This window comes from Rathayibacter sp. VKM Ac-2759 (assembly GCF_009834225.1).
Lineage (GTDB): Bacteria > Actinomycetota > Actinomycetes > Actinomycetales > Microbacteriaceae > Rathayibacter.
This window is the reverse complement of record NZ_CP047176.1, coordinates 1,617,482-1,636,282: the sequence shown is the minus strand read 5'-3', so window position 1 is coordinate 1,636,282 and position 18,801 is coordinate 1,617,482. Positions and strand designations below refer to the sequence as shown.

Genomic DNA, 18,801 nt, shown 5'->3' with positions numbered 1-18,801 from the left:
AGCGTCCTTGGTCGGTCCGACGGTCAGCGGACGATATGTCCGACATAACCAGATTGCTGCTCGATTATGTCGGACGATTTGCAGCTTCGCCACCCTCCGTCGTGAATACTGATCGCATGACCGCGCCGTCACCCCGCTCCCTGCACTCCTCGATCCTCGACGAGCTGGGATCGCAGATCGTGCGCGGCGAGCTGGCGCCCGGCACCGCCTTCAGCGCCGATGAGCGGGCCGAGCGCAGCGGAGTGTCACGGTCGGTGATGCGCGAGGCGGTCCGCGTCCTCGAGTCGCTCGGACTGGTCGTCTCGCGCCGGCGCGCCGGGACGCGGGTGCAGCCGCAGGAGCTCTGGAACGCGCTCGACCCGCGCGTGATCGCGTGGAGTCTCGACGGCCCCGATCGTCAGCTGCAGCTGCACCGGCTGAGCGAGCTGCGCCTGGGCGTCGAGCCGCTCGCGGCGCGCCTCGCCGCGGTGAACGCCACCGCCCTGCACCGCTCGGCGCTGGTGGAGGCGGTGCGCGAGATGGCGGCGGAGGCGCACTCGGCCGATCAGGCCGCCTACCTCGCCGCCGACACGGCCTTCCACCGGACGCTGCTCGCAGCGTCCGGGAATCCGCTGCTCGCCCAGCTCGCCGACCTCGTGTCGGAGGTGCTCGCGGGCCGCACGCGCAACGCGCTGATGCCGCGCGAGGCCGACTCCGAGGCCGTGCGGCTGCACCGGGCGGTCGCGACAGCGGTCGCGGACGGCGACGCCGAGGCCGCCGAGCGGGCCATGCGGGCGATCGTCGAGGAGGCGGACCGCGCGGTCCAGGAGTCCTGACGGCCGCGGCGCCGGCCGCCCGCTGATCACGCAGCGCGGCGCTGGGAGATCCACTGGCCCGCCGGGGCCGAGCCCGCCGACGCTCCTGCTGACGCCTGCGGGTCTCGATCCGCCCCTGCGGGCTGCTCGACCGCCAGGGCCCGTGACTCGCCGTGGAAGCCGCGGAGGCGCACACGGTTGCCGATCGGACGGCACGGGCAGAGACTGGAGGGATGGTCGAGGGATACTCCGCGGCGCAGGTGCGGGCCGCCGAGGCGCCGCATCTGGCGCGGCGCGAACCGCTGATGCAGCGGGCCGCGCGCGGTCTCGCGCGCGAGCTGCGCGCCGTCCTCGCGGCGCGGCCCGACCGCCGGGGCGCCGGCAGCGTGCTCGTCCTGGTCGGGCCGGGCAACAACGGCGGCGACGCTCTGTACGCGGCCGCCGAGATCGCCGCCTCCGGGAGCGACGTGACCCTGGTGCTCACCGGCGACCGGGCGCACCCGCGCGGCTTCGCCGTCGCTCTCGACGAGGGCTGCAGCACGGTGAGCGCCGGCGACGCGAACGCCCTCGCCGCCGCGGTCGCCCGGGCCGACGTCGTCGTGGACGGGATCCTCGGGATCGGCACGGCGGCTCCCGCGCTGCGCGGCCGGGCGCGCGACGTGGTCGCCGTCGTCATCGACTACGTCGCCCGGCGCGAGTCTCCGCCGACCGTCCTGGCGGTCGACCTGCCGAGCGGGATCGGCCCCGACGACGGCGCGGTCCCCGATCCGACGGTGCTGCGGGCCGATCTCACCGTGACGTTCGGCGCGATCAAGGCGGGACTGCTGCTGCCGCCGGGCTCCTCCTACGCGGGCCGGATCCGTCTGGTCGACCTCGGGCTCGGCCCGGACCTCGCCGGCGTCGAACCGCTCGTCACCGTCTGACGGTCCGGACTGCCCGACGGCCGGGACTGCCCGACGGTCGGGACCGCCCGGCGTCAGGCCCCGCGACTCAGCAGGCCGGACTTCTCGGGGTGCTGCTCGAACCACTGGCCGACGTACCAGCACATCGGCACGACCGCGCGCTCGCCCGAGGACTCGATGTCGTCGACCGCGAACGCCACGAGCTCGCCCGCGAGGCCGCGGCCGCGGAACGGCGGAGATGTGAAGGAGCGCACGAGCGACACGCTCTCGTCGTTCTCGCGGTAGTCGAGGACGCCCACGAGCGTCCCGTCGAGATGCAGCTCGTAGCGCGACGCGTCGTCCGCCCGGCGGAACTCCTTGGCCATGACTCCAGCGTAGATCGGAGCCGGCGGCGTCGGGCGGCTGCGGTCAGACTCCGTCGAGCAGATCGCCGTCCACGTAGTACCAGCGCCCGTCCTCGCGGAGGAAGCGGCTGCGCTCGTGCACGAGGCCCGCACCCGTCGACGAGCGGTACGACGCGCGGAACTCGACGAGCCCCTCGTCGTCGTCCTCGGCTCCGAACGCCGTGTCGACGATCTGCAGGCGCCGCCAGCGGACATCGTCGTCGAGGTCGACCCTCGGCGGGCGCGTCGAGGGGTGCCAGCTCGCGAGCAGGTAGGGGGCGCTGCCGAGCACGTTGGCGCTGTAGCGGCTGCGCATCAGGCGCTCCGCGGTCGGCGACGGGGTCTCGCCGAGGTGCGCGGGCCGGCAGCAGTCGGCGTAGTGGCTGCGGCTTCCGCAGGGGCAGGCGTCGGCGGGGTGCATCCGGTCAGTGTGGCAGGCCGGCGGCGCGCAGCAGGGACACGCCGAGCAGCTCCCGCGTGGGGCCCGCTCCGACCGCGTGCACCGAGAAGCGGACGGGACCGTCGCGGCCGGGCTCCGGCTCGATCGCGAAGTCGAGGGCGATCACTCCGTCGCCCTCGACGCGGGCGACGGGCTCGCCGAGCGGGCGGTCGTCGATCCGGAACTCCTGCTCACCGTGGGTGGAGCGCAGTCGCACCCGGAGGATCGCGGCGAGCTGCTCCGGGTCGGTCAGGGTGTAGCCGAACCAGCCGTCCGGGCCCTGAGCACTCCGCCAGTGTCCGCCGCCGGAGCCGCCGGCGCGGGAACCGTGCCCCACCAGGGCGTGGTCCGACTCGGGCTGCTGCTCCCCCGCCGCGACGGAGTCGATCACGGCCGCGTCGTCGGCGGCGATGCGGTCGGCCGCGGCGAGCTCGGCCCGGCGCGCGAGCGGATCCGCGCCGGTCGGCCAGTAGACGGTGTACCGGGTGTCGTGGATCCGCACGAACGGCTCGAGGAGGACGGAGCCGGCGTCGGTCTCGAGGGTCGCGGTCAGCGCGTGGCGGTCGAGCACGGCGACGGCGTCGAGGGGGCGCTCGGCCGTCACGACCGGGGTGGCCGCGAGGTCGCGGAGCGGTCCCGCCGCCACGTGGCCCATCCGCTCGCCGCCGCCGCGCAGCCCGTCGAGGTCGTCGGAGTCGGCGCGCGCCGCGAGGACGACCGGGCCGAACGAGAAGGCGGACCACGCGGATCCGTCGGGGAGCGCCTCCGCCCGGAGCTCGAGCCCCAGGCGCACCCGCAGCTCGTGCCGACCGGGAGCGAGCGGCCCCGTGCTGACGAAGCCGGGTCCCGCCTCCTCGACCGCGGTGCTCACGTCGAACGTCTCGGCCCAGGAGGGGCGGCGCAGCCGGACCCGGCACGCACGCTCGAGCTCGACCGTGATCACCACCTCGTCGGAGGCGGGGAAGGCGGTCTCGATCCGCGCGCGGACGCCGTGCTCGGCCGAGTCGAGGGTCGAGGGCAGGTAGAGGCCGATCACCAGGTCGTCGCCGTCGCGGGCGTAGGCGTGCTCGCCGTAGCGCGCGTGGTTCTCGAGCCCCGAGCCGACGCAGCACCACATCGACTCGTGCGTGCTCGAGTAGACGCGGTAGTGCGCGGGCCGGAGCGACGTGAAGTAGACGACGCCGCCGTCGGGGTGCTGGGTCGACAGGATGTGGTTGTAGAGCGCCCGCTCGATGTAGTCGAGGTAGCGCGCGTCTCCGCTCTGCTCGAAGAGGCTGCCGCTCAGGGCGATCATGTTGGAGGTGTTGCAGCTCTCGGGGCCCTCGCGGTCGGTCACCATCGACGTGAAGTCCGCGGCGCGGTGGAAGTGCTCGCGCACGCTGTTGCCGCCGATCGCCACGGTGCGGTCGCGGGTCACCGTCTCCCAGAAGAAGCGCGCGGCGGGCAGCAGCTCTCCGGCGAGGCGGGCGTAGCCGATCACCTTCGGGATCTGGGTGTTCGCGTGCAGACCGTCGAGCTCGTCCCGCCCGGCGAGCAGCGGATCGAGGAGCGCGCGGTGCGAGAAGCGGTGCGCCTCGGCGCGGTAGGCGGCGGCGCGCGACGGATCATCGACCGCCTCCGCGAGCCTCGCGAGGGCGTCGTTCATGCCGCCGAACTCGGTGTGCAGCATCGTCTCGAAGGCCGCGTCGTCGAGCCCGGCCGAGACCCCGAGCCACCAGTCGGCGAGGCGGACGGCCATGTCGAGCGCGCGCGCGGATCCGCCGTGCTGCGCCGCGTCGAGGAGCCCGGCGAGGGTCTTGTGCAGGTTGTACAGGGGCACCCAGCGGTCGTTGAGGCTGAAGAGATCGGCGTCGACCTCTCCGCGCGACAGCTCCTCGCCCAGGGCGCGCCCGCGGGGGATGCCGCCGAGATAGCCCGTGCCGTCCGCCTCCTGCGCGCGCTCGAACCCGTCGAGCAGGGTCTCCATCCGCTCGCGCACCGCCGGCTCGCCCGTGGCCGCCAGCATCAGGGCGGCGGCCGAGAGCGCGTGGCCCGCGATGTGGCCGTCCAGGCCCCCCGACTCCCAGTTGCCGTACCCCTCCCCCGCCGGCAGCCCGGCCTCGCGGAGGAACGGCGCGAGCAGACGGTCGGGATCGAGGTCGAGCAGGTAGCGGAGCCCCGTCGCCTGGGCGTCGGCGAACTCGCCGGGGAGCAGGCGGACGGAGCCGAGCGGGAAGCGTCGGAGCATGCGGGTGACCTCTCAGCCCTTGACGGCGCCCGCGACGAGCCCGCGGACGTAGTACTTCTGGATGGCGGCGTAGAGCAGCAGGCAGGGCAGCATCAGCAGCACGGCGCCCGCGATGACGTAGCCGAAGTCGGTCTGGCCGAAGGCTCCGGAGGAGATGTTCTGGATCGCGACGGGGAGCGTGAACAGCTCCTGCCGGGTGAGGAAGGTCAGCGCGCCGAGGAAGTCGCTCCAGGCGCCGAGGAACGCGAACAGGAACACCGTCGCGACCCCCGGCACGATCATCGGCCGCAGCACCGAGAACAGGATGCGGAACGGGCCGGCCCCGTCGATCCGCGCCGCCTCCGACACCTCCTTCGGGATCTGCGCGAAGGAGTTGCGCATCAGGAACACCCCGAACGGCAGGTTGAATGTCAGGTAGAACAGGATGATGCCCAGGTGCGTGTCGGTGAGTCCGAGCGCGTTCATCTCGAGGAACAGCGGCGTCAGCACCGCCTGGAACGGCACCATCATCGTCAGCAGGATGAGCCCGAACGCGACGTTCGACCCGCGGAACGGGAACAGGACGAGCGCGTAGGCCGCGAACGTCGTCACCACGACGCTCAGCACCGCGGTGCCGAGGGCGATGATCAGCGAGTTGACGACGTAGGTGCCCGCTCCGATCGAGCCGAGCAGCCCGATGTAGTTGTCGAGAGTCAGGTTCGCGAACGACTGCTCGGCGGCGGGCGCGGTGATCTGCGCACCCGGCTGGAACGAGCGGAGGATCGACCAGGCGACCGGGGCGACGAACGCGACCGAGACGACGACGCCGAGGACGACGTAGAGGGCGGTCCGCACGCGCTGGGCGGGCGTGGTGGGGCGGCGGGGCGCCGCGGCGAGGGTGGTGGTCACGGTTCTCTCCTTCGAGACGCGGCGCGGTCAGTCGTCCCGCATGACGCGGAACTGGATGAGGGTGAGGACGGCGGCGATCACGACGACCACGAACGAGAGCGCGGTCGCGTAGCCCACCTGCAGGTCGCCGAACGCCTTGTTGTAGACGTAGAGCATCACGGTCAGCGTCCCGGTGCCGGGACCGCCGCCGGTGATGATGTAGAACTGCGTGAACGCCAGGATCGCGCCGACGAAGCCGAGCACGCTCAGGAGCCCGAGGTAGCGCTTCACGAGCGGCACCGTCACGAGGAACTCCTGCTTCCACCGTCCTGCGCCGTCGATCGCGGCCGACTCGTAGAGGGCCTCGTCGATGCCCTGCATGCCCGACATCAGGATGATCATCGTGAAGCCGGAGCCGACGTAGGCGCCGAGCAGGACGATCAGAGTGGTCGCGCTGGTCGCGTCGAGCAGCCAGGCGGTGGGCGCATCGGTGAGCCCGACCGCCATCAGCACCTGGTCGAGCGCCCCGCTGTCGGGGCGGAACTCGAGGAGCGCCACGAAGCTCAGCGAGGTGATGCCGATGACGTAGGGCACGAAGACGGCGGTGCGGATGATGCCAGAGCCGCGACGGTTGGAGCGCACCAGCACGGCCAGGAGGTAGCCGACGACGATGCCGAGCACGGTGGAGACGACGGCGAAGCCGAGCGTGTAGAGCACGGAGGCCCAGAACGTCGTGTCCGAGAAGGCGGTCGCGTAGTTGTCGGCGCCGACGAAGTCGACGGAGCCGACCAGCGGCCAGTTCGTGACCGAGATCACGATCGCGAACACGAGCGGGACGACGACGAAGACGACGACGAGCACGAGGGCGGGGAGGATCATCAGGAGGCCGGTGCGGGCGTCCTTGCGGCCGAGGCTGCTGCGGCGCGGCGGAGGCGGGGGCGTCTCGGTCGCCGGCGCGGCGGCTGAGCGGAGGTCGGTCGTCGTGGTCATGCCTGGTTCACCTCGAGGACGCGGGCCGTCTCCTCCTGGCCGCGATCGAGGACCGCACCGAGGTCCTCGTCGCCGAAGACCGCTCCGCGGAACATCGCGAGCCACGGGGACTGCACGGTGTTGGTGAGCTGGGTGTACAGGGTGGTGGGAGCGGCGAAGCCCTCGTTCATCCGCTCCATCCCCGGCACCATCAGCGGGAAGCGCTCGGGGAAGTCGGTGTCGAGGACGTCGCTGCGGACGGGGTACCAGCCGAGGGCGGCGAGCTCGGACTGCTGCTCGAGCTCGGTGACGAAGCGCATGAAGTCCCAGGCCGCCTCCGGATTGCGGGCCCCGCGCGGGATGGACAGCACGGCGCCTCCCGAGAACTGCGAGACGCCTCCGTCGGGGCCGGGGAACGCGCTGACACCGAGGTCGGCGAGGAACTCGGGTGTCGCGCCGCCGACGATGAGGTCGTAGGAGCCGGGGAAGAGACCGACGGTGCCGTCGAGGAAGTCCTTGCCCCACGCGGCGCCGCTGTCGGCCGAGGCCCCCGGCTGCGCGAGTCCCTCCTGCTCGAAGGTCCGGTACAGCTCGAGCGTGCGCCGCAGGGCGTCGTTGCCGGTGACGGTCGCGCGCTGGCGGCCGACCTCGCCGTCGTAGAACGGACTGTCGTCGGCCCAGAAGTGCGGCTGGATCACGTAGCCGAGGATGCCCGCGGAGTTGCCGGTGAAGGTCACCCCCGAGACGCCGTCGAGGCGCTGGAGTGCTCGGGCGTGGGCGAGGTACTCGTCGAAGTCGGCGGGGCCCGTGTCCGGGTCGAGTCCCGCCTGCTCGTAGAGCGACCTGCTCCAGAACAGCTGCGACACGTTGGACAGCGCGGGCAGGCCGTACTTCCGGCCGCCGTAGGAGGCGACGTCGACGAGCGGCTGGTTCAGCTGCGCCGCGTAGGGCAGGGCGTCGATCAGCGGAGTGAGGTCGGTGAGCGCCTCGCGCGAGCTGAAGACGGGGGTCGTCACCGAGTCGGGAGCGACCACGTCGGGCACCGCGTCGGCGCGGATCGCCGTGGCGAGCTTGGTCACCATCTGCCCCTCGGGCAGCACCGTCAGCTCGACGCGCACCGCGCTCTGGGCCGCGTGGTACTTCTCGACGATCAGCTGGGCGGGCTTGTAGGCGACGCTGCGGCACCAGAAGCGGATGGTGCCCTGCGGATCCGCGGCGAAGGAGGATGCCGACACGTCGGCCTCGGGGAGCACGGCGGAGCAGCCGGCGAGTCCCAGGACGCTCGCGAGGCCGGCGCCGCCCAGGGCGAGCGCGCGACGCCGCGAGACGTCGGGGAGGAGCAGAGGAGAGTGCATCATCGATCCCTCATCGGTCGGTGGGCGGAAGCGGGTCAGGTGGAGTCGCGGACGATCAGCTGGCACGGGTGGGCGTCGATGCCCGGGCGGGAGCGGCCCTCGATCGCCTCGAGGGCGCGGGCGCCGGCGGCCCGGCCGAGCTCCTCGAGGTTCATGTCGACAGTCGTGAGGGCCGGGCGCGCGTTCAGCGCCGCCGCCGCCCAGTTGTCGAAGCCGACGATCGAGACGTCGTGCGGCACGACGACGCCGGCCTCGCGGAGCCCGTCCGAGACTCCGCGGGCGATCTCGTCGCTGCCGCAGAGCACGGCGTCGATCGGCTCGACGCGCTGGCGCAGCATCTGCGCCGCCTGCCGGCCCCAGGTCTCGGTCCAGGTGCCGTAGAGCGAGCGGTCGCCGACCAGGCGCAGGCCGAACGAGGGTGCGTGCTCCTGCACGGCCTCGGCGCGGATCCGGGCGGAGTAGTCGAGGCGGGGTCCAGCGACGTAGGCGATGTCGCGGCGGCCGAGGGCGGCGACGTGCTCGAGGGCGAGGAGCATGCCCTGGGTCTGGTCGACGACGACGGACATGTCGGCCGGGTCGTCGGAGGAGCCCATCACGTAGACGATCGGCACGCTGCTCGCGGGCAGCGCGGGCCGCGGGCCGGTGAGGTTGGTCATGACGACGATCGCGTCGACTCCGCGGGCCGCGAGGATCTCGACGCAGTGCCGCTCGCGCACGCGATCGCCGCGGGAGTTGCTGAGGAGCACCGAGGCCTGCTCGGCGGGGAACGCGTCCTCGAGCCCCCACATCACGGGGATGCTGAAGCGGCCGATGTCGTCGGAGGTGACGAGGCCGATCGTGAGCAGCCGCTGCTCGGCGACCGGGCCGAGAGCGGCGGCGGGGAGGGCGAAGCCGAGCTCGCGGGCGGCCGCGAGGATGCGGTCGCGGGTGTCCTCGCGCAGCTGCCCGCGGTTGTTCAGCGCCTTCGAGACGGTGCCGACCGAGACGCCGGTCGCGGTGGCGACGTCGCTGAGCGTGACGCGGCGGGCGGGGAAGCTCACGGTTCGTCCTCTCGTCGTCGAGACGCGGCCGGGTCGGAGGCGATCGCCGCGATGCGCCCACGGTAGCTTGCGGCAATTTGCCGCGTCAAGGAAAGGTTTGCCGGATGTTGCTGAGGAGCGCGAGTGTTGCGGGGAGGTGTGCATCGCCTCCGTGTCCCGGGGCACGGGTTGAGACGGGGGCCGGATCCCGGCATCGTGGCCCCCTCATCGACCCCGACGGAAGGAACGACGCGATGCTCACTCTCACCGACAGTGCCCGCTCGATCGTCACGACCATCACCAGCCAGACCGAGACCCCCGCCGAGGGCGGACTCCGCATCAGCGGAGACGACCTCGACGCCCGCAACTTCGCCGTCGCCGTCGCGGCGGCGCCCGAGACGACCGACGCCGTCGTCGTGCAGGACGGCGCGCGGGTGTTCCTCGACGTCGCCGCCTCGGTCGCGCTCGAGGACAAGGTGCTCGACGCGCAGGTCGACGAGGCCGGCTCAGTCAGCTTCGGCGTCGCCCCGCAGGACTGACGCCGGGCGAGGACCGCGGCCGCTCTCCCGTCACGGGAGGGCGGCCGCTGCCGTCAGCTCAGCACGTCCCGCGTGGTGAAGCGGCCGATCGCGAGCGACCCGAACACGAGCACGTAGGCCAGCTGCAGGAGCGCGTTCTCGCCGAGCGACCCCCACGCGATCGGATCGCGCAGCAGATCGGCGAAGTCGAACCAGCGGTCGGTGAACAGGAACGGGTGCAGAGCGTCGAGCTGCGAGAGCGAGCCGACGATCTGCGCGGCGATCGACACGACAACCGTGGCGGCCATCGCTCCGACCGGCACATCGGTGAGGGTCGAGATGAAGAGGCCGATCGCGGCGAGCCCGACCAGCGACAGCGCCGCGTAGACGGCGATCAGGAGCGCACGCCCGATCGCGGCCCCGAGCGGCACGCTGCTCCCCGACAGCAGGGTGACGGGCCCCACCGGGAACAGGGCGAGGCCGATCACGATGCCCACGACCATGACCGTGAGCGCCGCGGCGAGGCAGAACGCGACCGACGCGGCGAACTTGACGGCGAGCAGCCGCACCCGGCCCACCGGGGTGACGAGCAGGTAGCGGAGCGTGCCGAGCGACGCCTCCCCCGCGATCGCGTCGCCCGCGACGACACCGATGGTCAGCGGGAGGAAGAGCGGCACCGCGACGGTGATCGCGGCGAAGCCGACGAACAGCCCGTTGCCGGCGATCGAGCCGACGAAGGAGGGGCCGCCGCCCTCGCTCCCCGACAGGCGCACCGCGACGGCGAGCAGGACCGGGATGGCGGCGAGGGCCGCCAGGAGCGCCCACGTGCGCCGGCGGCGGAAGAGCAGGGCCAGCTCGGAGGCGAGGAGCGCGCCGACGCCTCCGCGCCCCCGCACCGCCTCAGCGCTCGACATCGAAGCCCTCCCCCGTCAGCTCGACGAAGCGCTCCTCGAGAGAGGGCCTGCGGACCGCGAAGCCGCGGACGCGGACGTCGGCGGCGACCAGCGCGGCGACGAGCGCCTCCGGTGCCGTGCCCGGCGGGAGCGCCGCGACGAGGAGCGGCGGATCGGTCGGATGCGCGGCCGCCGCCACCCGCGGCTCGAGTCCGCGTGCCGCGAGCTCGCCGAGCGCGCGCTCGGGGTCGGGCGTGAGCAGCTCGACGGACGCCGCGTCGCCGCGGAGCTCGTCGAGACCGCCCTGCGCCACGAGGCGGCCCGTCCGCATCACCGCGGCGTGCGTGCAGAGCTGCTCGATCTCGGCGAGCAGATGGCTCGAGACGAGCACGGTGGTGCCGTCCTCGTTGAGCCCGCGCACCAGCGAGCGCACCTCGCGGGTGCCCTGCGGGTCGAGTCCGTTGGTCGGCTCGTCGAGCACGATCAGGTCGCGCGGCGACAGCAGGGCGACGGCGATGCCGAGGCGCTGCTTCATGCCGAGCGAGTACGAGCCGACCTTCTTGCGGGCTGCGGCCGAGAGTCCGACGCGGGCGAGCGCCTCCGCGGTCCGGGCGCCACGGGTGCGGGAGGAGGTGCCGGACTCGGCCGCGTCGAAGCGGCGGAGGTTCGCGGCGCCCGAGAGGAACGGGTAGAAGCCGGGGCCCTCGACCAGCGCGCCGACCCGCGGGAGCACGTCGGCCGCACGGCGCGGCATCGCGGAGCCGAGCACCGTGATGCTCCCCTCCGTCGGCGCGGCGAGGGCGAGGAGCATCCGGATGGTGGTCGTCTTGCCCGAGCCGTTGGGGCCGAGGAAGCCGAAGACGGCCCCGCGCGGCACCGCGAGATCGAGACCCGACACGGCCTCCTGACGCCCGAAGCGCTTGGTGAGACCGCGGGTCTCGACCGCGAGCTCGGCCGTCGTCACCGCCCGGCGGCCGTGTCGAGCAGGACGTCGGTCGGGACCGCCCCGGCGAGGACGCGGCCGTCGTCGGTGATCAGCACGCTCAGCAGCGCGGACGAGAGCACTCGGCCACCGGCGACGGGGGTGGTCACCGAGTCGAGAGCGGAGAGCGCCTCGGCGTCGCCCGCGGGCAGCTCGACGACGGTGCCCCAGCCCGTGCCGGTGCTCGTGACACCCGAGTCGTCGGCGGAGGCGTCGGGCGCCGTGGCGCCGGGATCGGTGGCCTCGGGAGCGGTGGTGTCGTCGTGCGCGGGAGCCGTCTCCTCCGTCACGGTGGCGCCCTCGGGGGCGGTGAAGTCGAACATGGCGGCGTCGGGCGCCTCGAAGTCGATGCTCGAGTAGGCGACGCTGAACGCCGGCGAGGTGGCACCGACGGCGGTCACCGCGACACCGAGGGGCAGTCCGGTCTCGCCGTCGACCGAGACGGTGACGGAGCCGACCAGAGTGCCGGAGTCGCGCGGGGTCAGCACGAGCTCGTAGGCGTCGCGGCCGGCCACGCTGACGTCGGAGCCGACGGCGACGGTCGTGGTGGGGTCGATCGACGCGAGGATCTGCTCGGCGGCGCTCGACGGGGTGGGCACCTCGGCGGCGGGAGCGGACTCGGGAGCGGTGCCGTCGCCCTCGGCGGGCAGCAGATGGGTGGCGGTGTTCTCGGAGGAGTCGTAGATCCACACGCCCTCGCCCTTCGAGGCGACGATGTCGCGCTCGGCGAGCCGGTCGAGGATCTGCAGGCGGGCGCCCTGCTCGGCGTCGACGAACACGCGGGCCTGGTGCGAGCCGGTCGCGAGCTCGAGGAGCGCATCGGTGCTCGAGGTCTCACCGGAGCCGGTGGAGGCACCCGACCCGCCGAGCGCGGAGAGATCGGGGAGGCCGAGGTCGGAGGTCTGCTCGATCTCGCCCGAGAACGCGGTCACGTCGTTCTCCGCGACGAAGGCCAGCAGCTCAGCGGCCGACTTCTCGGGGAGGTCTCCGGCCGCACTGGCCGAGAGGGGAAGCGCCACGGCCGCCGCGACGACGACCAGGGGTACGGCGGCGAACGGGGTCCAGCGCTTCCAGGAGGTGCTCATACCCGGGGAGGGTACGCGCCGAAACGTCGAGACGGCTGCGAATCGTGGCGCGCCGCGCCTCACGCCACGCGCACGGCCGAGACCACCACGTTGTCGACGTAGTGGCCGTAGGAATCGTCGAAGACGCCTCCGCAGGTGATCAGCCGCAGCTGCGCGGTCGGAGCCGGACCGTAGACGTCCTCGGTCGGGAAGTCCTCCTTCGGGACCGTCACGGACCCGGTGACCGAGAAGGTGCGCGTGCTGCCGTCCGAGAGGACGACGTCGACGGTGTCGCCGGGGGCGAGCTCGGACAGGCGGAGGAACACGCCGGGGCCGATCCGCGAGTCGACGTGGCCGGCGATGACGGAGGGGCCGATGTCGCCGGGCACCACGCCGTCGCGGTACCAGCCGGCCTCGTCCACGAGCTCGGGCGGCTGGATCCAGCCGGTGTCGTCCCGGGTCAGCGACTCGAGGGTCGAGTCGACGCCGAGTGCGGGAATGATCACGCGCTCGGGGACGAGGGCGGAGCGGGCAGGAGCGGGAGCGGCGACCGGGTCCTGCAGGCGGCCGGCGTCGGCAGGACCGGGGGTCGCGACCGGCGTGGCGACGGCCGTCGTCTCCGCCGGCGCCGGAGGAGCTTCCGCGGCGGGCGCCGACGCGCAGCCCGCGAGCACCGCGAGCAGCAGAGCGGCGGCCGCGACCGCCGGTGTCCCGCGCATCAGTGCGTTCGCGCGGCGCTCCGGCGCGCGAACACGACCACCGCGGCGGCGAGGAGGGCGAGCACGGAGCCGACGCCGAGGAGGCCGGGGACGACCGGCGATCCGGTCGACGAGACGTGGACGGCCGTCGCGCCTCCTCCGGTCTGGATGCCGCCCGTGGGCAGATCGCCGACCGCGGCGGAGTCGAGGACCGGCGAGACGACGAGACCGCCGGACGCGTCGTCGAGCACGAAGAGGGAGGCGACGGATCCGGGAGCGAGGTCGAGATCCGCCTTCGCCGTGGCGGACGTGGTGCTGACGTCGAGCGTCCACGGGCCGGCCGGGACGTTCTTGTAGGAGGTGGCGGTGCCCTGCTGCGCATCGCTCGCGATGACCGCTCCCGTGGTGGTGACGACGTCGACCTGCGAGGCGGTGGTCGAGGCCTGGACGACGCGGACGCGAGCCTGGCCGTCGGCCGGCGGCGTGAGGTCGTCGGTGAAGACGGTGGTGGACAGGACCGCGTTCCGGCCGAGGGCGGCGACGGTCAGCGGAGTCCCCGCCGAGACGTCGACCGACTGCTGGATCACGGGAGCCGTGCCGTCGGGAGCGTCGGAGGGGACCATCGACACGACGTAGGTGCCCGGCTGCAGGGTCCAGTAGGGCGAGACCGCACCGTAGGCGACGTCGTCGAGCTCGAAGGCCGCGCCTCCGCCCGCGAGAGCGGTGAGTGTGACGTCGACCGACTTCGTGTCGGGCGACAGGTGCGCGACCCGCACCCAGCCCGTCGAGGGCGCCGCCTCTTCCGCCGACGCCGGCGCCGCACCCAGCGCCGCCAGCGCGGCCGCCGCGACCAGGCCGATCGCCATCCGCGGCAGACGTCGGGGCGTGCGGGCGGAGCGGGCGAGCGGGTGCATGAGTGGTCCTTCGGTGGGTGGCGCTAGGGGGCGTTCGGGAGGAGTCCGGCGGGCTCGTCGAGGTCGAGGGTCACGAGGAGTCCCGCAGCACTCGAGTCGACCGAGCGGGGGACGAAGTCGCCGGTCTGGCTGCCGAGCCAGGCCGTCGCCTCGGCGGTCGCGGTGGCGTCCGAGGGGATGCTCGCGCCGTTGTAGCCGGAGAGGAGCAGGCGGTGCCGGACTCCCTCCGTCTCGTTGGTGCCGAGCGGGAAGTCGGCGACCGAGAGCGGGGCGGCGGCGAGCTGCTGGCCGAGGAGCAGGAGCAGCCGGGAGTCGACGCGCCCCTCCTCGAGCAGGGCGCGCGCGGCCGGAGTGCTGGTGAGGGCCGGGTTCGCGGCGAGCTGTGCTCCGGCGGAGGCGCGTGCGGCGGTCAGGACGACCTCCTGGGCGGCGGCGGCGTCGGGCCCCTGGTCGAGCACGCGCCGCACCTCGACACCGGAGTCGCCGCCGCCGAACCGGGCGACGGGCTCCGAGTTCTCGAGGGCGGTCGAGACCTCGCCGGTCGCCGTGGAGGTCAGCGCGGGCGTGGCCAGGACGTAGTCGGCCGCTCGCCACGCCGAGTCGGGGGCTGCGGCGGCGAGAGTGGACTCGGAGACGATGGTGTCGGCCGGGAATCCCCCCTCGTTGACCTGGTCGACCAGGTCGTCCTGCACGAGCAGCACCGACGAGGGGTCGAGGGAGGAGGCGATCCACGAGACGGCGGCGGCCGTCAGGCCGGGGTCGGCGGCGGGTGCGGCGTCTCCCGAGTCTCCCTGCGAGAGCAGCGGGACGGCGACGAGAGTCCCGCCGATGACGAGGACCGCGGCACCGATCCCGATGCCGACCAGGAGCAGGCCGCGACGCGAGCGCGGGGCGCGCTCCTCGACGGGCGGCGAGTCATTGCGGTTGTCGGGCGCGTCGGCGAGGTTCAGCAGGTGCTCGGGATAGGTCGGCGGGGCCGGCGGCCGGTCGTCGGCGAGCAGGGCGTCGAACGGGTCGGCGGAGGTCTCGGCGCGGGGAGCCGGCGCGGCGGAGCGCTGGCGCGACACGAAGGAGCGCGAGGGCTCGGAGGGCCGGTGGTGGATGGTCTCCGGGACGAACGAGGCGACCGCCGGGTGCGGGAACTCGATCGCGTCGGGGTCGAGCGCGCAGACCTCCCCGATCGCCGGAGCGACCCCGAACGTCGACACGGCGGCGAGGGAGGGGGCGCTCAGGGGGGTGGTCGCGGGACGCTCGAAGGCGGACGGCGCGGCGGGCTCGTCGCGCTCGTCGCGCTCGACAGCGGCGGCTCGCTGGGCTTCGGCGAGGCGCTCGGCTTCCGCGAGGCGCTCGGCCTCGGCACGGTGCTCGGCCTCGGCGACGCGCTCGGACTCCGCCAGACGCTCGACCTCGGCAACACGCTCGGTCTCGGCCAGACGCTCGTCCTCAGCGGCACGCTCAGCCTCAGCCACACGCTCGACCTCAGCCACACGCTCGACCTCAGCCACACGCTCGACCTCAGCCACACGCTCGGCTTCCGCGACACGCTCGACCTCGGCGAGACGCTCGGCTTCCGCCAGACGCTCGGCCTCAGCCAGACGCTCGACCTCAGCCACACGCTCGGCCTCCGCGACACGCTCGACCTCGGCGAGACGCTCCGCTTCCGCCAGACGCTCGGCCTCAGCCAGACGCTCGACCTCAGCCAGACGCTCGGCCTCAGCCAGACGCTCGACCTCAGCCAGACGCTCGACCTCAGCCATACGCTCGGCCTCCGCGACACGCTCGGCCTCCGCCAGGCGCTCGGCCTCGGCGATGCGCTCGACGACGGCGGCGCGCTCGGCGGCCGCCGCCTGCTCCTGAGCCGAGACGGCGGAGAGGGCCGATCGCGGCGCGGGCGGTGGTGCGAAGCTCGACAGCGGCTCGACCACGGGTGGGACTGTCGCGACGGGAGCCGCGACGGGGTCGGGTGCGAAGTCGGGAACCGTCGTCGCGGGCTGCGACGAGTCGGGCTGCGGCGACGCTTCGGGCGAGAAGGCCGGCGCGATGAGAGGCGGCACCGTGGGGGCCGGCGCGGCGCGAGGCGGCACCGCGGCGGGCGGCGCGGCGAGAGGCGGCACCGCGGCGGGCGGCGCGGCGACCGCCTGCGGCACGGAGGTGATCGGGGTCGGGAGGTCCGGATCGAAGTCGGCCACAGCGGGGTGGGGGAACTCGATCGCGTCGGGGTCGAGCTCGCAGTACCGGCCGATCGACGGTGCGGGCACCTCGAAGGTGGGCAGCCCGGACGACCAGGCGGGCGCACTCTCGGCGGGAGCGCGCGGGAGGGTCCGATCGAGATCGATCGCCTCGTCGCGCACGGCAGAGCCGTTGTCGTGCAGGGCCGGGCCGTCGTCGTGCCGACCGCGTCCGAACAGCCGGCGTGCCACGCCGGTGGTCCCCCGCGCCATCAGCGGGAGTCCCGTCCGTGCGCGCGCCGACTGGAGCTGGTCATACCTGCTCTTCGGAGCCCCCCGGCTGTCCGGTCTGGTCCACCCTGCGATCCGGATCGTCGTCCCCACCTGTGCATCGCCCCAGTCTCCCGGTTGCGATGGCGCGAAACGAACCGTCATTGCCGCGTGAGACGGCGTGTCGCCCCCGGAAGGGTCGCAGAACGGGGGTGCGGGCGCCGCATCCGCCCGCGATGATCGGGGGATGGACCTCCCGTTCGCCCTCCCGATCGCACCGATGCTGGCGAAGGCGGTGCTGACCGTGCCCGCGCAGGGCAGTGTGCCGGGCGGACTCTCCTACGAACCGAAGTGGGACGGCTTCCGCGCGATCGTCTCGCGGTCCGGCGGTGAGTGCGAGATCGGGAGCCGCGGCTCGAAGCCGCTCACCCGGTACTTCCCCGAGCTCGTGACCGCGTTCCTCGAGTTGCTCCCCGACGGCTGCGTCCTCGACGGCGAGATCGTGCTCGCCACCGGCGACCGCGGTGCTCAGAGACTCGACTGGGAGCTGCTCTCGCAGCGGATCCACCCCGCCGCGAGCCGCGTCGCGATGCTGGCGGAGGAGACTCCGGCGATGCTCGTCGCCTTCGACCTGCTGGCCGTCGGCGGGCGGAGCCTGCTCGACGAGCCGTACTCGGCGCGGCGCGCGGCGCTGGCCGACCTGCTGGAGGGTGTCGCGCCTCCGCTCCACCTCGGGCGGACCACCTCCGACGAGGCGCTCGCGCGCGACTGGCTCGAGCGGTTCGAGGGAGCGGGACTCGACGGAGTGGTCGCGAAGGCGCTCGACGCGCCGTACGCCCCCGGCAAGCGGTCGATGCTGAAGGTGAAGCACCACCGCACGGCCGACGTCGTCGCGATCGGCTACCGCGAGCACACCTCGAAGCCGGGCGTCGGCTCGCTGCTGCTCGGCCTCTACGACGCCGACGGGACCGTGCGGCAGGTGGGAGGCGCCTCCGCCTTCACCGACGCCCGACGGGTGGAGCTGGTCGACGAGCTCGCCGACGCGGTCGAGCGCGACGCCGAGGGCGAGCCCGTGCGCGGCGACGGCGAGCGGAGCCGCTTCTCGGGGAGCCGCGACACCTCCTTCGTCCGGCTGGCGCCGACGCGGGTGCTGGAGGTGCGCTACGACCAGATGGAGGGGGCGCGCTTCCGCCACACCGTGCAGTTCGAGCGGTGGCGGCCCGACCGCGAGGCGGCCTCGTGCACCTTCGACCAGCTCGAGCGGCCGACCGCCTACGACCTCGACGACGTGCTCGGCTGAGCGCCGGTCAGTCGGCGGCGGGCTTCTTCGCGCGACTCGGCTGCACGCGGGGCGGCTCGCCGGGCATCTTGGGGAAGTCGGGCGGGAACGGCAGCTCGCCGAGCCCCTCCTCGACATCGCGCTCCCACCAGCCGAGCAGGGTGTCGAGCCGGCCGGGAGCCTCGTGCATCCGCGCCCACGGGTCGCCCTGCGACGCGAGCCGCCCGGGAACGGTGCGGACGGTGAACGCGGTGGGGTCGACTCCGTCGAGCTCCTCCCACTCGAGAGGGCACGACACGGGAGCGTGCGCGAGCGGTCGCGGGCTGTAGGCGCCGGCCATCGTGCGGTCGCGGTTCGCCTGGTTGAAGTCGACGAAGATGCGCTCGCCGCGCTCCTCCTTCCACCAGGCCGTCGTGACCTGCTCGGGCAGCCGGCGCTCGAGCTCGCGGGCGGCCGCGATCACGGCGTGCCGCACATCGAGGAACTCGTGCTCGGGCTCGATCGGGGCGAACACGTGCAGCCCGCGGTTGCCCGAGGTCTTGACGAACGACTCCAGACCCGCCTCCCGCAGCACCTCGCGGAGGGCGTGCGCGGCACGGACGGCGTCGGCCACGTCGGTCCCGGGCTGCGGGTCGAGGTCGATGCGGAGCTGATCGGGCCGATCGGGGTCGCCGGCCCTCGAGGCCCACGGGTGGAAGGTGATCGTGTTCATCTGCGCAGCCCACACGGCCACGGCGGGCTCGTCGATCACGAGCTGCGGATGCACGCGCCCGCTCGGGTAGGTGACGGGGACGGAGCGGACGTAGTCGGGCGCTCCCTTGGGAGGGTTCTTCGAGAAGAACTGGTCGCCGTCGATCCCGGAGGAGAAGCGCTGCAGCGACACGGGCCGGTCGCCGTTCGCCGCGACGAACGCGTCGCCGACCGCGATCAGGTACTCGGCCAGCTCGCGCTTGGTGATGCCGGACTCGGGGAAGAGGACGCGCCCCGGACTCGAGAGGCGGACCTCGCGGTCGCCGTGCGGTCCGGGGACGGTGAGGACGACGGCGTCGCTGCTGGGCAT

The 18,801-nt window shown here is 73.6% G+C and carries 18 protein-coding genes; 4 read left to right on the top strand and 14 right to left on the bottom strand.

Features of this window, described 5'->3' with window-relative positions; genetic code table 11:
- Nucleotides 1-116 precede the first annotated feature (116 nt).
- Together GSU68_RS07505 and GSU68_RS07500 are read left to right on the top strand one after the other, a co-directional pair.
- Nucleotides 117-815 carry an FCD domain-containing protein gene (locus tag GSU68_RS07505; RefSeq protein ID WP_159906928.1) on the top strand — a complete coding sequence of 233 codons (699 nt, stop codon included), beginning with the start codon at nucleotides 117-119 and terminating at the stop codon, nucleotides 813-815.
- A 212-nt stretch (nucleotides 816-1,027) separates the two neighbouring features.
- Nucleotides 1,028-1,717, top strand: coding sequence for an NAD(P)H-hydrate epimerase (locus GSU68_RS07500; protein WP_159906926.1), 690 nt, complete (start codon nucleotides 1,028-1,030; stop codon nucleotides 1,715-1,717).
- Between the two features lie 53 nt (nucleotides 1,718-1,770).
- Here GSU68_RS07500 and GSU68_RS07495 read toward each other — a convergent pair whose 3' ends face one another.
- The 7 genes from GSU68_RS07495 to GSU68_RS07465 are packed head-to-tail and all read right to left on the bottom strand — an operon-like array spanning nucleotide 1,771 to nucleotide 8,976.
- Entirely contained in the window at nucleotides 1,771-2,061 is a 291-nt protein-coding gene (locus tag GSU68_RS07495) for a GNAT family N-acetyltransferase (RefSeq protein WP_159906924.1), read from the bottom strand.
- Nucleotides 2,062-2,104: 43 nt separating this feature from the next.
- On the bottom strand, nucleotides 2,105-2,500 hold the full coding sequence (locus tag GSU68_RS07490; RefSeq protein ID WP_159906922.1) for a YchJ family protein: 396 nt from the start codon (nucleotides 2,498-2,500) through the stop codon (nucleotides 2,105-2,107).
- A 4-nt stretch (nucleotides 2,501-2,504) separates the two neighbouring features.
- Nucleotides 2,505-4,745, bottom strand: coding sequence for a beta-L-arabinofuranosidase domain-containing protein (locus GSU68_RS07485; protein ID WP_159906920.1), 2,241 nt, complete (start codon nucleotides 4,743-4,745; stop codon nucleotides 2,505-2,507).
- Nucleotides 4,746-4,757: 12 nt separating this feature from the next.
- On the bottom strand, nucleotides 4,758-5,633 hold the full coding sequence (locus tag GSU68_RS07480) for a carbohydrate ABC transporter permease (protein ID WP_159906918.1): 876 nt from the start codon (nucleotides 5,631-5,633) through the stop codon (nucleotides 4,758-4,760).
- A gap of 27 nt (nucleotides 5,634-5,660) precedes the next feature.
- Nucleotides 5,661-6,602, bottom strand: a complete 942-nt coding sequence (locus tag GSU68_RS07475) for a sugar ABC transporter permease (protein ID WP_159906916.1) — start codon at nucleotides 6,600-6,602, stop codon at nucleotides 5,661-5,663.
- Nucleotides 6,599-7,939: an extracellular solute-binding protein gene (locus GSU68_RS07470; protein WP_159906914.1), complete on the bottom strand. Its 1,341-nt coding sequence runs from the start codon at nucleotides 7,937-7,939 to the stop codon at nucleotides 6,599-6,601. Before GSU68_RS07470 ends, GSU68_RS07475 begins: the two co-directional genes overlap by 4 nt.
- Nucleotides 7,940-7,971: 32 nt before the next feature.
- The gene (locus tag GSU68_RS07465) at nucleotides 7,972-8,976 is read right to left on the bottom strand and encodes a LacI family DNA-binding transcriptional regulator (RefSeq protein ID WP_159906912.1); all 1,005 of its coding nucleotides are present in this window, start codon (nucleotides 8,974-8,976) and stop codon (nucleotides 7,972-7,974) included.
- 233 nt (nucleotides 8,977-9,209) lie between these two features.
- Between GSU68_RS07465 and GSU68_RS07460 the strand changes: the two genes are divergently transcribed.
- A complete protein-coding gene (locus GSU68_RS07460) occupies nucleotides 9,210-9,494 on the top strand; it encodes a hypothetical protein (RefSeq protein WP_159906910.1) in 285 nt (94 codons plus the stop codon).
- A 53-nt stretch (nucleotides 9,495-9,547) separates the two neighbouring features.
- On the opposite strand, the gene GSU68_RS07455 is transcribed toward GSU68_RS07460, so the two are convergent.
- From GSU68_RS07455 to GSU68_RS07430, 6 genes are read right to left on the bottom strand one after another with little or no spacing between them, the layout of a single operon-like run.
- Nucleotides 9,548-10,387, bottom strand: coding sequence for an ABC transporter permease (locus GSU68_RS07455; RefSeq protein ID WP_159906908.1), 840 nt, complete (start codon nucleotides 10,385-10,387; stop codon nucleotides 9,548-9,550).
- Nucleotides 10,374-11,330 (bottom strand): ATP-binding cassette domain-containing protein, encoded by a 957-nt coding sequence (locus GSU68_RS07450; protein WP_159906906.1) that lies wholly within the window; start codon nucleotides 11,328-11,330, stop codon nucleotides 10,374-10,376. Before GSU68_RS07450 ends, GSU68_RS07455 begins: the two co-directional genes overlap by 14 nt.
- Entirely contained in the window at nucleotides 11,327-12,433 is a 1,107-nt protein-coding gene (locus tag GSU68_RS07445; protein WP_159906904.1) for a hypothetical protein, read from the bottom strand. The genes GSU68_RS07450 and GSU68_RS07445 overlap by 4 nt, the downstream gene beginning before the upstream one ends.
- Before the next feature lie 59 nt (nucleotides 12,434-12,492).
- Nucleotides 12,493-13,131, bottom strand: coding sequence for a class F sortase (locus GSU68_RS07440; protein ID WP_159906902.1), 639 nt, complete (start codon nucleotides 13,129-13,131; stop codon nucleotides 12,493-12,495).
- Nucleotides 13,131-14,024, bottom strand: a complete 894-nt coding sequence (locus GSU68_RS07435; protein ID WP_159906900.1) for a DUF4397 domain-containing protein — start codon at nucleotides 14,022-14,024, stop codon at nucleotides 13,131-13,133. Before GSU68_RS07435 ends, GSU68_RS07440 begins: the two co-directional genes overlap by 1 nt.
- A 23-nt stretch (nucleotides 14,025-14,047) precedes the next feature.
- Entirely contained in the window at nucleotides 14,048-16,444 is a 2,397-nt protein-coding gene (locus GSU68_RS07430; RefSeq protein ID WP_159906898.1) for a hypothetical protein, read from the bottom strand.
- 265 nt (nucleotides 16,445-16,709) lie between these two features.
- Between GSU68_RS07430 and GSU68_RS07425 the strand changes: the two genes are divergently transcribed.
- A complete protein-coding gene (locus GSU68_RS07425) occupies nucleotides 16,710-17,762 on the top strand; it encodes an ATP-dependent DNA ligase (RefSeq protein WP_159906896.1) in 1,053 nt (350 codons plus the stop codon).
- A 7-nt stretch (nucleotides 17,763-17,769) separates the two neighbouring features.
- Here GSU68_RS07425 and ligD read toward each other — a convergent pair whose 3' ends face one another.
- On the bottom strand, nucleotides 17,770-18,801 hold the full coding sequence (gene ligD / locus GSU68_RS07420; RefSeq protein WP_159906894.1) for a non-homologous end-joining DNA ligase: 1,032 nt from the start codon (nucleotides 18,799-18,801) through the stop codon (nucleotides 17,770-17,772).

What these genes read in the sequence shown, in the direction of transcription:
- GSU68_RS07445 (WP_159906904.1), bottom strand. Translation starts at nt 12,433, where the DNA reads ATGAGCACCTCCTGGAAGCGCTGGACCCCGTTCGCCGCCGTACCCCTG.
- GSU68_RS07470 (WP_159906914.1), bottom strand. Translation starts at nt 7,939, where the DNA reads ATGATGCACTCTCCTCTGCTCCTCCCCGACGTCTCGCGGCGTCGCGCG.
- GSU68_RS07460 (WP_159906910.1), top strand. Translation starts at nt 9,210, where the DNA reads ATGCTCACTCTCACCGACAGTGCCCGCTCGATCGTCACGACCATCACC.
- ligD (WP_159906894.1), bottom strand. Translation starts at nt 18,801, where the DNA reads ATGCCCAGCAGCGACGCCGTCGTCCTCACCGTCCCCGGACCGCACGGC.
- GSU68_RS07455 (WP_159906908.1), bottom strand. Translation starts at nt 10,387, where the DNA reads ATGTCGAGCGCTGAGGCGGTGCGGGGGCGCGGAGGCGTCGGCGCGCTC.
- GSU68_RS07505 (WP_159906928.1), top strand. Translation starts at nt 117, where the DNA reads ATGACCGCGCCGTCACCCCGCTCCCTGCACTCCTCGATCCTCGACGAG.
- GSU68_RS07500 (WP_159906926.1), top strand. Translation starts at nt 1,028, where the DNA reads ATGGTCGAGGGATACTCCGCGGCGCAGGTGCGGGCCGCCGAGGCGCCG.
- GSU68_RS07475 (WP_159906916.1), bottom strand. Translation starts at nt 6,602, where the DNA reads ATGACCACGACGACCGACCTCCGCTCAGCCGCCGCGCCGGCGACCGAG.
- GSU68_RS07440 (WP_159906902.1), bottom strand. Translation starts at nt 13,131, where the DNA reads ATGCGCGGGACACCGGCGGTCGCGGCCGCCGCTCTGCTGCTCGCGGTG.
- GSU68_RS07490 (WP_159906922.1), bottom strand. Translation starts at nt 2,500, where the DNA reads ATGCACCCCGCCGACGCCTGCCCCTGCGGAAGCCGCAGCCACTACGCC.
- GSU68_RS07435 (WP_159906900.1), bottom strand. Translation starts at nt 14,024, where the DNA reads ATGCACCCGCTCGCCCGCTCCGCCCGCACGCCCCGACGTCTGCCGCGG.
- GSU68_RS07485 (WP_159906920.1), bottom strand. Translation starts at nt 4,745, where the DNA reads ATGCTCCGACGCTTCCCGCTCGGCTCCGTCCGCCTGCTCCCCGGCGAG.
- GSU68_RS07425 (WP_159906896.1), top strand. Translation starts at nt 16,710, where the DNA reads ATGGACCTCCCGTTCGCCCTCCCGATCGCACCGATGCTGGCGAAGGCG.
- GSU68_RS07495 (WP_159906924.1), bottom strand. Translation starts at nt 2,061, where the DNA reads ATGGCCAAGGAGTTCCGCCGGGCGGACGACGCGTCGCGCTACGAGCTG.